The organism is Catenuloplanes japonicus (assembly GCF_000717135.1).
GTDB lineage: Bacteria > Actinomycetota > Actinomycetes > Mycobacteriales > Micromonosporaceae > Catenuloplanes > Catenuloplanes japonicus.
On sequence record NZ_JNXY01000065.1, the window covers coordinates 1 to 13,722 of the forward strand.

The following is a 13,722-nucleotide window of genomic DNA, read 5'->3' on the forward strand; positions in this document are numbered from 1 at the left end:
CGGCTCCTCGCGTCGTGCGGAGCGCCAGCGGAGCCCGGCGCGAGGTTTGCCCGCGGGAGCAACGCTGCCGGACCACGCCGGAAGCGGGAAATGAATTAGATCTTGATCTGGGTTGTCGCCTCTCGGCCGGCGCGCATCCCGGCGGCGAGGCGCGAGGCCCGGTCATCGCGCCGGCGGGATCGGGGTCTGGGGTCGTCCCCAGGAAGGCTCAAGTGCCCGCGGGAGCATGCGGGCCGGACCGCGCCGGAAGCGGGAAATCAAGATCTTGATCCGGGTCTGTGTCCTGATGGGACGGACGCGCCGAGTCGGCAGTGGACGGATCGATTCCTGAGTTGCCGCACGGTTTCCGGCAATCGACCAGATTCGACTCAACCTTGAGACAAATGCGCCGTCCGGCGTCGCCATCGGCCGCGCGCCCGTCACCCACAGTCGTCTTGATGGAGATCGATAGCCTACCCGATTGCGCCTTTTTATCCTGAAAAATCGGTGGAAAAGGGATGATCGAAACGGAGGGCGGGGACGGAGAGTGCTCATATGAGCAAAGTCGCCAAGAGATGTTGATGTGACCGCGGCCACCGCCTTAACGTCTCCGCAACTCGGATGACACCCGGAGGTCATACATGAAGTTCACCGGAAGGCTGGGGGCCGCCGCGCTGGCGCTGGCCGCCTTCGCCGCCGTCTCCGCCTGCTCCGTCACCACGGACGAGGGCACGGCAGAGCCCGTCGCCGCGGGCCAGAAGATAAAGATCGGCTTCAGTCAGGTCACCCAGCAGAGCCCGTTCTACGTCGAGCTCGGCAACGGTGCGAAGGAGGCCGTGGCGGCGGCGGGCGACGAGCTGCTCTTCGTGGACGCGAACGGCGACGTCACCAAGCAGAACAACGACGTGCAGGACCTGATCTCGCGCGGCATCAACGTGCTGATCATCAACCCGGTCGACCCGAAGGGCGTGGCCCCGGCGCTGGCGGCGGCGCAGGCGGCCGGCATCAAGGTGATCACGGTGGACCGGCCGGTCGACTCCGGCTCGGTGGCGCACGTGGGCCGCGACAACGTGAAGATGGGCGAGCTGGTCGGCGAGCAGATGGTCACGGCGCTCGGCGAGGCCGGCGGCAAGGTCCTGGAGATCCAGGGTGACGCGGGCGGCGCGGTGGCGCGGGACCGCAGCGAGGGCTTCCACAAGGCCGCGGCCGCGAACCCGAACATCAAGATCGTCGAGGGCCCGTACGCGAACTACATCCGGGCCGAGGCGGTCACCGCCATGCAGGATCTGCTGCAGGCGAACCAGGACGTCAAGGCGGTCTACGCGCACAACGACGACATGGCGCTCGGCGCGCTGCAGGTGCTCAGCGAGAGCAACCGCACGGACGTCAAGGTCTTCGGCGTGGACGGCCTGATGGAGGCGGTCAAGGCGATCGCGACCGGCGATCAGTACGTGGCCACCTCGTTCAACGACCCGATCGGGCTCGGCGCCAAGACCGTCGAGACCGCCCGCAAGGTCGCCGAGGGTCAGACCGTCGAGTCGTTCGTCGACGCCGGCACCGCGCTGATCAGCAAGGAGAACGCGCCGTCGCTGGTCGGCACGACGCTCTTCGCGAAGCAGCCGTAAGACCCCCCGCTCAGCAAGCAATTCGAGGAGAGAACTGTGTCCACCACCATGCGGGCCGTCGTGCTCCACGCACCCGGTGACATCCGTGTCGAGTCCGTGGCGATACCGGAGCCGAAGGCCGGCGAAGCGCTCGTCAAGGTCGCGGCCTGCGGTGTCTGCGGCTCCGACATCGCCCGGATGCTGACCAAGGGCGCCCATCGGCTGCCTCTCATCTGCGGGCACGAGTTCTCCGGGTACATCGAGGCGCTCGGTCCGGGCGTCAGCGGGTACGAGCTCGGCGAGCTGGTCTCCGTACCCCCGATGATCCCGTGTTTCGCCTGTGGTCCCTGCCAGAAGGGCTCGTTCAGCCTGTGCGAGGACTACGACTACTTCGGCAGCCGCCGGGACGGTGCGTACGCCCAGTACGTGGCCGTCCCGGTGAGCAACCTGATGAAGCTGCCGGAGGGCCTTGATCCTGTCGCCGCCGCGATGCTGGACCCGGCCGCGATCGCGCTGCACGCGGTGTGGCGCACGAAGCTGCGCGCCAACCACCGGGTCGGCATCGTCGGCGCGGGACCGATCGGCCTGTTCGCGGTGCAGTGGGCGCGGCTGGCCGGCGCGAGCGAGGTCGTCTCGATCGACCTGAACGCGCAGAAGGCCGCGATGGCGATCGAGGCCGGCGCCACGTCCGCGGTGAGCAGCCCGGAGGAGGCGCGGGACGCGGCCGGTGACGGCTTCGACGTGATCATCGAGTCGGCCGGTGTGCCGGCGGCGGAGGACATGGCGGTGGCGCTGGCGGCCCGGCACGGTGACGTGGCGTTCATCGGCATCCCGAACGCGCCGGTCACGCTCGGCGAACCGACGTTCGCCCGGTTCCTGCGCAACGAGATCTCGATGCACGGCGCGTGGAACTCGTTCTCCGCGCCGTTCCCGGGCGACGAGTGGCGCACCTCGGCGGTGAACCTGGCGAACGGGCAGCTGAAGTGGAAGTTCATGGTCACGCACGACCTGCCGCTGGACGCGGTGCCGGAGACCATCCGCGCGCTGGGCGACCGGTCGATCTTCAGCTCCAAGGTCATTTTCCGGCCGAACGGGGAGTGAGATGACGGTCCTGCTCGCGATGGACCTGGGGACCGAGGGCGCGCGGGTCGGCGCGTTCGATGCGGAGGGCCGCCTGCTGGCCACCGCGCACAGCGGCTACCCGACGAGTTACCCGCAGCCGGGGCGCGCGGAGCAGGACCCGCGCGCCTGGTGGTCGGCGCTGGTGAGCGCCACCCGATCAGTCTTGGATAAAACGGGCAAAAACATCGCCGCGATCGGCCTGGCCACCACCGCCTCGACCGTGGTGGCGCTCGACGAAGGCAACCGGCCACTCAGGCCCGCGCTGCTCTGGATGGACGCCCGCGCGGACCGGGAGGCCGCGCTGACCGCGGAGCTGGCGGAGAAGCACCCGGTCCTGGCGTTCAGCGGCGGCGCGGACGCGGTCGAGTGGCTGGTGCCGAAGGCGGTGTGGCTGGCCCGGAACGAGCCGGAGACCTACCGCCGGGCCACGCGCATCGTGGAGTCGGTCGACTACCTCACCCACCGTCTGACGGGGGCGTGGGTGGGGTCGCGGATGAACGCCACCTGCAAGTGGAACTACGACAGCCGCACCGGCCTGCCGACCGGCCTCTACGCCGACCTCGGCGTGCCGGACCTGGCGGACAAGCTGCCGAACGACATCCGTGCGGTCGGCACGCCGGCCGGGACGCTGCTCCCCGCGGTCGCGGCCGAGCTGGGCATCGAGGGCACGCCGGTGGTCGCGGTCGGCGGCATCGACGCGCACGTCAGCCTGGCCGGCGTCGGCGGCGGACCGGACGGGCTGGTGTCGGTGGTGGCCGGTACGTCGACCGCGTTCGTCACGGAGACGCCGCAGCCGATCTTCGCGCCCACGATCTGGGGGCCGTACCCGAGCGCGCTGCGCGACGGACGGTGGCTGATCGAGGGCGGCCAGGTGTCCAGCGGTTCCGTGCTGCGGTGGGTGTGCGAGGACATCCTCGGACTGCCACGCGCGGAGATGGCGTCGCTGCTCGCGGCCGCGAACGAGGTGCCCGCGGCCGGGCACGGGCTGGCGGTGCTGGACTCGTTCATGGGCAACCGGACGCCGCACCGGGACCCGCGGCTGCGCGGCGCGATCATCGGGCTGTCCGTGGGGACCACGCGGGCGGAGATCTACCGGGCCGCGGTGGAGGCGGTCGCGTACGGCACCCGCGCGGTCCTGGAGTCGTTCACCGACGCCGGCATCCCGGCGGATCGCGTGGTGCTCTCCGGCGGGATCCGGCACAACCCGCTCTGGCTGGACGTGACCACGGAGGTGCTGGGGCGCGAGGTGGAGCTGGTCGATTCCGGCAACCTGACGCTCTGCGCGTGCGCGGCGCTGGCCGCAACCGCGTGCGGCACGGACCTGGAGGAGGCGCGGGCGACCTTCGCGCCACCGACCGTGACGAAAGAGCCGCAGGGAGAAACGGTCTACGAGGACGGATACCGCCTCTATCACGCCGCGACCGCGGCCCTGCGGCCACTGATGCACGACATGACGGGAGACAGGGGATGAGGAGCAGCTCCGAGGAGCACAACGAGGCGATGCTCCGCGCCGCCCAGCTGTACTACGAGCAGAGCCTCACCCAGGACGAGATCGCCCGCCGGATGCTGCTGACCCGCTGGAAGGTGGGCCGCCTGCTCGACGAGGCGCGCCGGTCCGGCATCGTCAAGGTGGAGATCATCCACCCGAGGGCGCGCCGGCACGAGGAGGAGCAGCGGCTCACCGAGCGGTTCGGTCTCAAGGCCGCGGTGGTCATCCCGGCCGCGGAGGACGCGGACGAGATGCGCCTGTCCGTCGCGCGCGCCGCCGCGGACTTCCTCTCCGACCTGCGCCCGTCGCCGAAGACGCTCGGCGTCTCCTGGGGCCGCACGCTGGACGACGTCGCCGCCGCGATGCCGGCCGGCTGGGCGCGCGGCGTGCAGGTGGTGCAGACGAACGGCGGCCTGAGCCGGTCCAGCCGCCCGAACACCGCGGCCGAGGGCGCGCTGCGGTTCGCCCAGCAGGGCGCGGGGTCCGCCACGCTGCTGCCCGCGCCCGCGATCGTGGAGCACAGCGGCACCTGGCGGACGCTGCAGCGCGAGTCGTCCGTCCGGGACGTGCTCGTCTCGGCCGCGGCCGCGAACGCGCTGCTGTTCTCCGTCGGACCGGTCGACCCGCAGTCCGTGCTGGTCGAGTCCGGCTATCTGAGCGCGGCCGACATGGCCGGGCTGCGCGATGCGGGCGCGGTCGGCGACCTGCTCGGCCACTTCATCGACCGCGACGGCCGGGCCGTGGACGAGCACCTGGAGCAGCGCACGGTCGGCCTGACGCTTCCCGAGGTGCGCGGCGCGAGCACGGCGATCCTGGTCGCGGCCGGCCCGGCCAAGGCCGAGGCGGTCCGCGCGTGCGTGGTCAGCGGCCTCTGCGCGGTCGTGATCACGGACCAGCGCACGGCCGGACACCTGCTGGAGGAGGCATCATGACGGTCCCGGCGCTGCGGATGCGCGGCATCGTCAAGACGTTCCCCGGCACCCGCGCCTGCGACGGCGCGGACCTGGAGGTGCTGCCGGGCGAGGTGCACTGCCTGCTCGGCGAGAACGGCGCCGGCAAGAGCACGCTCATGAAGATCCTCTCCGGCAGCCAGCAGCCCGACTCCGGCGAGATCGAGATCGGCGGCCAGGTGGTGCGGCTGCACAACCCGCACGACGGCATGCGCGCCGGGATCAGCGTCATCTACCAGGAGCTGGACCTGGTGCCGGACATGACGGTCGCGCAGAACCTCTACCTCGGCTACACGCCGGCGCGCGGCCCGATCGTGCGGCACGGACTGCGCAACAGGATGGCGCGGGAGGCGATCGCCCGGGTGGGCGGCACGTTCGCGCCGACCGCGCTGGTGCGGGACCTGCCGGTCGCGGACCAGCAGCTCACCGCGATCGCCCGGTCGCTGACCGCGGACGCGCGGATCATCGTGATGGACGAGCCGTCCGCCACGCTCACCGCGCACGACCTGGAGGCCGTCTTCACGCTGATCCGGCGGCTGGCGGCGGAGGGGCGCGCGATCATCTACATCTCGCACCGGCTGGACGAGGTGAAGCGCGTCGGGGACCGCGCGACCGTGCTGCGCGACGGGCGTACCGTGGCGCGTTTCGATCTTGCGAACACCGATGCGGAACAGCTGATCACCGCCATGATCGGGGACACCGCGCGGGCCGAGCACCGGCCACGCCGCGCGGCCGCGACCAGCACGCCGTTGCTGGAGGTGCGCCGGGTCAGCGTTCCGGGCCTTCTGGACATCCAGAATCTGGCGGTACGCCGGGGAGAGATCGTCGGCCTCGGCGGGCTCGGCGGCGCCGGGCGCACCACGCTGCTCTCCGCGCTGTTCGGCGGCACGCACGCGCAGGTCGACGCGTCGCTCGGCGGCGCACCGCTGCGCGCCGGCAACCCGGGCCGCGCGGTCAAGGCCGGCATCGGACTCGTCCCGGAGGACCGCAAAGGCCAAGGACTGTTCCGGGAGATGTCCGTGCACCGCAACGGCGGGATGGCCGCGCTCAAGACGCTCGGCCTCGCACCGGGCCGCACCGCGGGCCGGCTCGCGCTCGGGCCGCTGCGCGAGCTGGGCGTCAAGTACGCCGGCGGCGACCAGCTCGTCGGCCAGCTCTCCGGCGGCAACCAGCAGAAGGTCGTGCTGGCCAAGTGGATGGCCCGCGGCGTACGCCTGCTGCTGCTCGACGAACCCACCCGCGGCCTCGACATCGGCGCCAAGGCGGACCTGTTCCAGCAGGTACGCCGCCTCGCCGACGAGGGCGTGGGCGTGCTCTTCGCCAGCAGCGAGCTGTCCGAGCTGACCACGCACGCCGACCTCGTCTGGGTCCTCTACGAGGGCCGCAACATCGCCTCCTTCGATCCGTTGACCACGCCGGAGGACACGATCGCCCGCACCATCGTCACCGGGAGCCACACCTCATGAGCACCACCGCAGTCAAGGAGCTCCGGGCTCCCTCGGGCGGCCGTGGCGCCGCCTTCCTCGTCAAGTTCAACCTGCTCATCGTGTTCGCGGTGCTGTGCGTGGTCGCCTCGGTCCTCGCGCCGGAGTTCCTGACCACGCGCAACATCAGCAACCTGCTGCAGCAGTCCAGCCTGGTCGGGATCGTCGCGGTCGGCATGACCGTGGTGATCCTCACCGCGAACATCGACCTCTCGGTCGGCAGCACGGCCGCGTTCGCCGGCATGATCGTCGCCATCATGATCGGGGCCGGCGTGCCCTGGGGCCTCGCGATGATCCTGGCCATGCTGGCCGGCGCCGCGCTCGGCGGCGTGATGGGCGGGCTCAGCGCGTTCCTCAACCTGCCGTCGTTCATGGTGACGCTGGCCGGGCTGACCAGCATCCGCGGCCTGACGTACCTGCTCACCGACGGCAAGCCGACCACCGGGGAGATCCCGGAGGCGATGCGCTTCCTCGGCGCGGGCCGGATCGGCGCGGTACCGGTCGTCGGCATCATCTTCATCATCGTGGTCGTGCTGGCCGTGCTCTTCCTGCGCGGCACCACGGTCGGCGAGTTCGTCTACGCCACCGGCAGCAACAAGGAGGCCGCGCGCCTGTCCGGCCTGCCGGTCCGGCTCGTGCAGACCGCCGCGTTCGCGATCTGCGGCCTGCTCGCCGCGCTCTCCGGCGTCCTGCTCACCGCGCGCCTCACCATCGGCCAGCCGACCGCGTCGCAGGGCCTCGAGCTGGACGCGATCGCGGCCGTGGTGCTCGGCGGCACCAGCCTCTTCGGCGGCAAGGGCGGCATCTTCGGCACGTTCATCGCGGTGCTGCTGCTGTCCGTGCTGCGCAACCTGTTCAACCTGATGGGGCTCACGTCCTTCTTCCAGATGCTGGTCACCGGCCTGATCCTGGTGTCCGCGCTGATCCTCAACCACCTCCTGGAGCGAAAGGGCGGCGCTCGTGCCTGAGCAAGTCCATACCGAGTCCTCGCTGCGGCGTTTCCTGCACGGCCTGCCGGGCGTCGACACGGTCGGCGCGGCCCAGCGCACGGCCATGCTCGGCACCCGGTCGATCAAGACCACGGCGAAGGCGTACGCCATCGACCTCGCCATCCGGATGACGGACCTGACCACGCTCGAAGGCGCGGACACGCCGGGCAAGGTCCGGGCGCTGTGCCAGAAGGCGCTGCACCCCGGCGCCGGCGCGCCCCGGGTGGCCGCGGTCTGCGTCTACCCGAGCATGGTCGCCACCGCGCACGAGGTGCTGCGGGGCTCCGGCGTGGAGCTGGCCAGCGTGGCCACCGCGTTCCCGTCCGGGCAGGCGCCGCTCGCGGTCCGGCTCGCGGACACCGCCGCGGCGGTCGCGGACGGCGCCACCGAGATCGACATGGTGATCAACAGGGGCGCGTTCCTGGCCGGCCGCTACCTGGAGGTCTTCGAGGAGATCCAGGCCGTCAAGAAGACCTGCGGCCCCGCGCACCTCAAAGTGATCATGGAGACCGGCGAGCTGGCCACGCTCGACAACGTCCGCCGCGCCTCCTGGCTCTGCATGCTCGCGGGCGCGGACTTCATCAAGACCTCCACCGGCAAGGTCACGCCCGCGGCCACGCTCCCGGTCACGCTCGTGATGCTGGAGGCGGTCCGCGACTTCGCGGCCGCGCACGGACGCACGATCGGCGTGAAGCCGGCCGGCGGCATCCGGACCACCAAGGACGCCATGAAGTACCTGGTGCTGGTCAACGAGACCGCGGGCCCGGACTGGCTGGACCCCGCCAGGTTCCGGTTCGGCGCGTCCACGCTGCTCAACGACCTGCTCATGCAGCGCACCAAGCTGAGCACCGGCCACTACGGCGGCCCCGACTACTTCTCCCTGGACTGAGCGGATGAACATGTTCGAATACGCGCCCGCGCCCGAATCCCGGTCCGTCGTCTCGCTGCAGTCGTCCTACGGCCTGTTCATCGACGGCGAGTTCGTGGACCCGCGCGACGGCGGCACCATGAAGACGATCTCCCCGGCCACCGAGGAGACGCTGGCCGAGGTCGCGGTGGCCACGGAGGCCGACGTCGACATCGCCGTGGCCGCGGCCCGCCGCGCCTACGACACCGTGTGGGGCCCGATGCCCGGCCGCGACCGCGCGAAGTACCTGTTCCGGATCGCCCGGCTGATCCAGGAGCGCTCCCGCGAGCTGGCCGTGCTGGAGACGCTCGACAACGGCAAGCCGATCCGCGAGTCCCGCGACGTCGACGTGCCGCTCGCGGCCGCGCACTTCTTCTACTACGCCGGCTGGGCCGACAAGCTCGCGCACGCCGGATTCGGCGCCGACCCGCGCCCGCTCGGCGTGGTCGGCCAGGTCATCCCGTGGAACTTCCCGCTCCTCATGCTCGCGTGGAAGATCGCGCCCGCGCTCGCCACCGGCAACACGGTGGTACTCAAGCCGGCCGAGACCACGCCGCTGACCGCGCTGCTGTTCGCGGACATCTGCCGCCAGGCCGACCTGCCCGCCGGCGTGGTCAACATCGTCACCGGCGCGGGCGAGACCGGCGCCGCGCTGGTCCGCCACCCGGAGATCGACAAGATCGCGTTCACCGGCTCGACCGCGGTGGGAAGAAACATCGCACAGGCCATCGCGGGTACGCGAAAGCGGCTCACGCTGGAGCTGGGCGGCAAGGCCGCGAACATCGTGTTCGACGACGCGCCCATCGACCAGGCCGTCGAGGGAATCGTCAACGGGATCTTCTTCAACCAGGGCCACGTCTGCTGTGCGGGCTCCCGGCTGCTGGTCCAGGAGTCCATCGCCGACGAACTGCTCGACGCGCTGAAGCGACGGGTGTCGCAACTGCGCGTCGGTGACCCGCTGGACAAGAACACCGACGTGGGCGCGATCAACTCGGCTGAACAGCTGGCGCGCATCTCCGAGCTGTCGTCTGCCGGGGAGGCCGAAGGCGCCACCCGCTGGTCGCCGGCCTGCGAGCTGCCCTCCCAGGGCTTCTGGTTCGCGCCGACGATCTTCACCGGCGTCTCCCAGGCCCACCGGATCGCCCGGGAGGAGGTCTTCGGCCCGGTGCTGTCCGTGCTGACGTTCCGCACGCCGGCCGAGGCGATCGAGAAGGCCAACAACACCCAGTACGGCCTCTCCGCCGGCATCTGGACCGAGAAGGGCTCCCGGATCCTGGCGGTCGCGGACAAGCTCCGGGCCGGCGTGGTCTGGGCCAACACGTTCAACAAGTTCGACCCCACCTCGCCGTTCGGTGGCTACAAGGAGTCCGGCTACGGGCGCGAGGGTGGCCGGCACGGGCTGGAGGCCTACTGTGCATGAGGTTCGTGTGGCGGTGCGCAAGACGTACAAGCTCTACATCGGCGGCGCTTTCCCCCGGAGCGAGTCCGGAAGGACCTATCAGGTGACCTCGACCGACGGCGCGTTCCTCGCCAACGCCGCGCTCGGCTCCCGCAAGGACGCCCGCGACGCCGTGATCGCGGCCCGCAAGGCGTTCCCGGGCTGGTCCGGCGCGACCGCCTACAACCGCGGCCAGATCCTCTACCGCGTCGCCGAGATGCTGGAGGCCCGGCGCGCCCAGTTCGAGGCCGAGGTCGCGGCGGCGGGGGAGTCACCGGACACGGTCACCGAGAGCATCGACCGCTGGGTCTGGTACGCGGGCTGGGCCGACAAGATCGCCCAGGTCTGCGGCGCCGCGAACCCGGTCGCCGGGCCGTACTTCAACCTCTCCGTCCCGGAACCGACCGGTGTGGTCGCCGTGATCGCGCCGTCCACACCGTCGCTGCTCGGCCTGGTCAGCGTGGTCGCACCAGCGATCGTCGCCGGCAACACCGTGGTCGTGATCGCGTCCGAGCGGCACCCGCTGCCCGCGATCACGCTCGCCGAGGTGCTGGCCACGTCCGACCTGCCCGGCGGCGTGGTCAACGTGCTCACCGGCCGGCCCGCGGAGATCGCGCCCTGGCTCGCCACCCACGCGGACGTCAACGCGCTCGACCTCAGCGGCGTCGTGGATCCGCAGCTCGCCACGGATCTGGAACGGGACGCCGCGGGCACGCTCAAGCGCGTGATCCGTCCGGCCGCGACGCCGGTCGACTGGGCCGCCGAGCCCGGCTTCGACCGGATCCGCGCGCTGCTGGAGACCAAGACCGTGTGGCACCCACGGGGTTGAGGCCGCGCAGCGCCGGAGGCGGCCCGGGGTGGGAGTCCCACCCCGGGCCGTGCCGCGTCACGGGCCTGCGGTCGCCGTCACCACGAGTTCGGCACGCCGGTTCAGCGCGCGGCCGGTGTCGGTGTCGTTCGGCTCGGCGGGGCGGCTCGTCCCGTACCCCTCGATGGTCAAACGTTCTTGATCTATGCCGTACGAGACGAGCAGGTCCCGGACCGCGGACGCCCGCTCCACCCCCAGCTCCTCGGTGTAGTCGACCGAGTCCGTGTGGCCCTCCACCAGGATCGTGGCGCTCGGGTTCGCGTTCAGCAGGCCCGCCGTGCGCCACAGGTTGCGCTGCGCCTGCGGGGAGAGCCAGGCACTGTCCGACGGGAACAGCAGCGGCGGCACCTTCGCGAGCTGCTCACCGAGGTCCGCGATCGCCAGGTCGTTCGTGACCGGGATGCCGGTGGCGTTCGCGGCCGTGGTCAGCGCGGTCCACGCGGTCTCGGCCGGGAGGCTGCCGGTCAGCGTGAGGGTGCCGTCGGCCAGCGCGACCTGGAGCTGGTCCGTCTTGGCGGGGATCTTGCCGAGGAACGCCGGGAGCACGGCCAGCTGGGCGTCGGTGACCTCGCCGATCGCGACCCGGTCCTCGACCGTGGCGAAACGCGCGGCGGCCGCGGTGTGCAGCAGCGTGCGGGCCGGCTCGCCGGGCACGGTGCCGTCCAGCGTCACGTGATCGTTCGTGACCGTCACCCGCAGCGTCGGCGGCTTCAGCTCCACCGTCGCCGGGGGCGTGACGACGGTGCGGACGACACGCACACCCTCGACGCTCGCGACGATCTCACGGGCGCGGGCCGCGGTGGCCTCGTCGTTCGCGTGCAGGACACCGTCGCGCCCGGTGAACGCGACGTCGACCGGCAGCGCGGCCTGGGTCAGGGCCGAGGTGGCGCGACGGGTCAGGTCGTCCTCCATCCGGTGCCGGTTCGGGACGAGCTGCCCCGCGATGATCCCGGCCAGCCCGACAATGCCGATCAACCACACCAGAAGAACACGCCGGGGGTACGTCATCGAGCCGCCTCCACCCGGTCGCCACCGGCGTTGCGCGTCGTCTCCGCGCTGCCCGGATCGTCGACGGCACTCCTCCGGTGCGCCGGATCCGTGGGGACGGGCGTGCCGGGCGTGCGCGGGTGCCGGGCCTCGCCGCCGGCGGTCTCCGCGTGCGCGGGGGCGGTCGTCCGCGCGGTATCGCCCGTGGTGGTGCCTGCGGGCGTGGGCGACGTCTCCGTTGCCGCCTCCGCAGGTGCCGTCGGCGCGATCCCGTTTGCCTCGCTGTCCGCGGCCGGCGTGATTACGGCCGTGCCCACGGTGACGCCTGCGGCGCGCCTCCCGATGGTCGCGGCTCGGACCTGGTCGCCGGGGTGGTTCCCGGCGGAGGTCGCCGTGACGGGCGTTGCCACGGCCGGCACCTCTGCTCGCGCCGTCTCCGCCTCCTTGCCTACTTCCGTTTCGGCGGACGCGGTGGGAGATGCGTCTGCTCGTGACGCCGCCGCGGAGGCGGACGCGTCCGTTCGTGCCGCTTCGGCGGGGGCCGCGGCGGAGGGCTCTGTCCGCGCCGTCCCTGCGGAGGAGGTCGCCGCGGGCCACGACGGCGCGGTCTCACCGGTCCGTGCGGGTGGGGTCGTGGTGGCGTGCCGCTTGCCGGACCGATTCTTCGCGGTCGCCTTCGCCGCGGCCGGGGTTGCGGTGGTCGGGAGGGCGGGGGCCGACGCCGGGCGCTCCGCCTGGGCGCCGGTGTTGTTCGTGTGGGTGGCTTCGGCGGCGGCGAGGGCGGTCTCGACGTCGCGGCCGGCGATCAGCTTCTCGGTGAGGAGGCGGAACGCGGCCTCGTCGCCGTCCGCGAGCAGACGTGCCTGACGGCTCCAGGTGACCAGACTCGGCGCGAAAGAAAGGCCGGCGGACGTGATCGCGGACCGCTTCGCGGCGTCGTCCGCGTCCGCGAGCTGGGCAAACGTGCGGATGCCGGCGGTGCGCAGCGCGCCCGCCATGGCCGGTCCGATGCCCTCGATCCGCTCCAGCTCGTCGTCCGTCCGCTCCACGACCGGCGCGGGCGCCGGCGCCGGTCCGGGCCTCCGTCGTATATGCGAGAGGCGTCCCACGACTACTCCGAGTGCGAATGCGGCAAGGAGTAGAAGAAGAGACTGCATGACAAACCAGGACACGTCTGACCTCCGGAAACACGGTAAAGAACCGCATCGGATCACCGATGCGGAATGGTGTGGAAAGGAATGGTTTCGGCGGCCGCCGGAGAAACCGCGCGTATCCTATATGGATATTCGCGTTATTCGGAAAGGCTTCTCGCGTGACGTGGCGGTCACTCAGCGTCTCGGAATCATTGGTGGACGCTGATTTGCGCGCGGTGGCGGTGGCCGCGTAACTTTCTTCTCGCAACGGGGAACCGGACGAACAGGGCGAAGGTCACTGAGCGGACGGAATCGGGGCAACCGAGTGGTGCGACCGGATCGGGGGACCCCGATTTGGACTTGCGAAACCGGCCGGGTAGAGTAAGACGGCCAGCAGGAGCCGGGCGAGACGATCTGAGTTCAGGTCGGAGGCCGGTCTGCGGGATTCTCCTAAGCAAAACAAACGCCAGGTAATGGTGCGCGTTCGCATGGGAAAATCCGGGCGTTGCTTTCGGAAAGATCCGGCAGTTCTAAACGGAACGCGGATTTGACGAGGCGAAAACGACCGGGTAAAGTAATTGAAGCGCCGGGGGAAACGCCGGAGCGAACAAAACACAGTAATGCTGAACTACAATACCCCACACCGGGGTTCGGATAAACCGAGTCACGGTGCGGTGTGTGGTTGTTCTTTGAGAACTCAACAGGGTGCTTGAAAAGCCAGTGCCAATTATGATTTATACCCCGGCCGGGCTTTGCGGTCTTCGGATTGTGA

General features: G+C 70.9%; 12 protein-coding genes. 9 read left to right on the forward strand and 3 right to left on the reverse strand.

Translation table 11 applies throughout. The annotated features are described in order from the left end of the window. Positions 1-620: 620 nt before the first annotated feature. From OP04_RS47760 to OP04_RS47800, 9 genes are read left to right on the forward strand one after another with little or no spacing between them, the layout of a single operon-like run. Positions 621-1,604: a substrate-binding domain-containing protein gene (locus OP04_RS47760; RefSeq protein ID WP_033346741.1), complete on the forward strand. Its 984-nt coding sequence runs from the start codon at positions 621-623 to the stop codon at positions 1,602-1,604. A gap of 36 nt (positions 1,605-1,640) precedes the next feature. Further along, a complete protein-coding gene (locus tag OP04_RS47765; RefSeq protein ID WP_198154322.1) occupies positions 1,641-2,684 on the forward strand; it encodes a galactitol-1-phosphate 5-dehydrogenase in 1,044 nt (347 codons plus the stop codon). A 1-nt stretch (position 2,685) separates the two neighbouring features. Further along, complete coding sequence (locus OP04_RS47770) at positions 2,686-4,176, forward strand: FGGY-family carbohydrate kinase (RefSeq protein ID WP_033346742.1); 1,491 nt, start codon at positions 2,686-2,688, stop codon at positions 4,174-4,176. Beyond that, on the forward strand, positions 4,173-5,126 hold the full coding sequence (locus OP04_RS47775; RefSeq protein WP_051800198.1) for a sugar-binding transcriptional regulator: 954 nt from the start codon (positions 4,173-4,175) through the stop codon (positions 5,124-5,126). The genes OP04_RS47770 and OP04_RS47775 overlap by 4 nt, the downstream gene beginning before the upstream one ends. After that, on the forward strand, positions 5,123-6,610 hold the full coding sequence (locus OP04_RS47780; RefSeq protein ID WP_033346743.1) for a sugar ABC transporter ATP-binding protein: 1,488 nt from the start codon (positions 5,123-5,125) through the stop codon (positions 6,608-6,610). The genes OP04_RS47775 and OP04_RS47780 overlap by 4 nt, the downstream gene beginning before the upstream one ends. Continuing rightward, positions 6,607-7,596, forward strand: a complete 990-nt coding sequence (locus OP04_RS47785) for an ABC transporter permease (RefSeq protein WP_033346744.1) — start codon at positions 6,607-6,609, stop codon at positions 7,594-7,596. The genes OP04_RS47780 and OP04_RS47785 overlap by 4 nt, the downstream gene beginning before the upstream one ends. After that, the gene (gene deoC / locus OP04_RS47790; protein ID WP_033346745.1) at positions 7,589-8,506 is read left to right on the forward strand and encodes a deoxyribose-phosphate aldolase; all 918 of its coding nucleotides are present in this window, start codon (positions 7,589-7,591) and stop codon (positions 8,504-8,506) included. Before OP04_RS47785 ends, deoC begins: the two co-directional genes overlap by 8 nt. 10 nt (positions 8,507-8,516) lie before the next feature. Beyond that, positions 8,517-9,944 carry an aldehyde dehydrogenase family protein gene (locus tag OP04_RS47795; RefSeq protein ID WP_033346750.1) on the forward strand — a complete coding sequence of 476 codons (1,428 nt, stop codon included), beginning with the start codon at positions 8,517-8,519 and terminating at the stop codon, positions 9,942-9,944. Next, positions 9,937-10,791, forward strand: a complete 855-nt coding sequence (locus OP04_RS47800) for an aldehyde dehydrogenase family protein (protein WP_033346746.1) — start codon at positions 9,937-9,939, stop codon at positions 10,789-10,791. Before OP04_RS47795 ends, OP04_RS47800 begins: the two co-directional genes overlap by 8 nt. 57 nt (positions 10,792-10,848) lie before the next feature. Here OP04_RS47800 and OP04_RS50995 read toward each other — a convergent pair whose 3' ends face one another. The 3 genes from OP04_RS50995 to OP04_RS56315 all read right to left on the reverse strand — a co-directional run. After that, positions 10,849-11,838: an OmpA family protein gene (locus OP04_RS50995; protein ID WP_085067376.1), complete on the reverse strand. Its 990-nt coding sequence runs from the start codon at positions 11,836-11,838 to the stop codon at positions 10,849-10,851. Next, positions 11,835-12,926 (reverse strand): helix-hairpin-helix domain-containing protein, encoded by a 1,092-nt coding sequence (locus tag OP04_RS55245; RefSeq protein WP_232324030.1) that lies wholly within the window; start codon positions 12,924-12,926, stop codon positions 11,835-11,837. Before OP04_RS55245 ends, OP04_RS50995 begins: the two co-directional genes overlap by 4 nt. Positions 12,927-13,400: 474 nt before the next feature. Next, the coding region (locus OP04_RS56315; protein ID WP_232324031.1) for a hypothetical protein at positions 13,401-13,722 on the reverse strand (322 nt) is incomplete at its 5' end.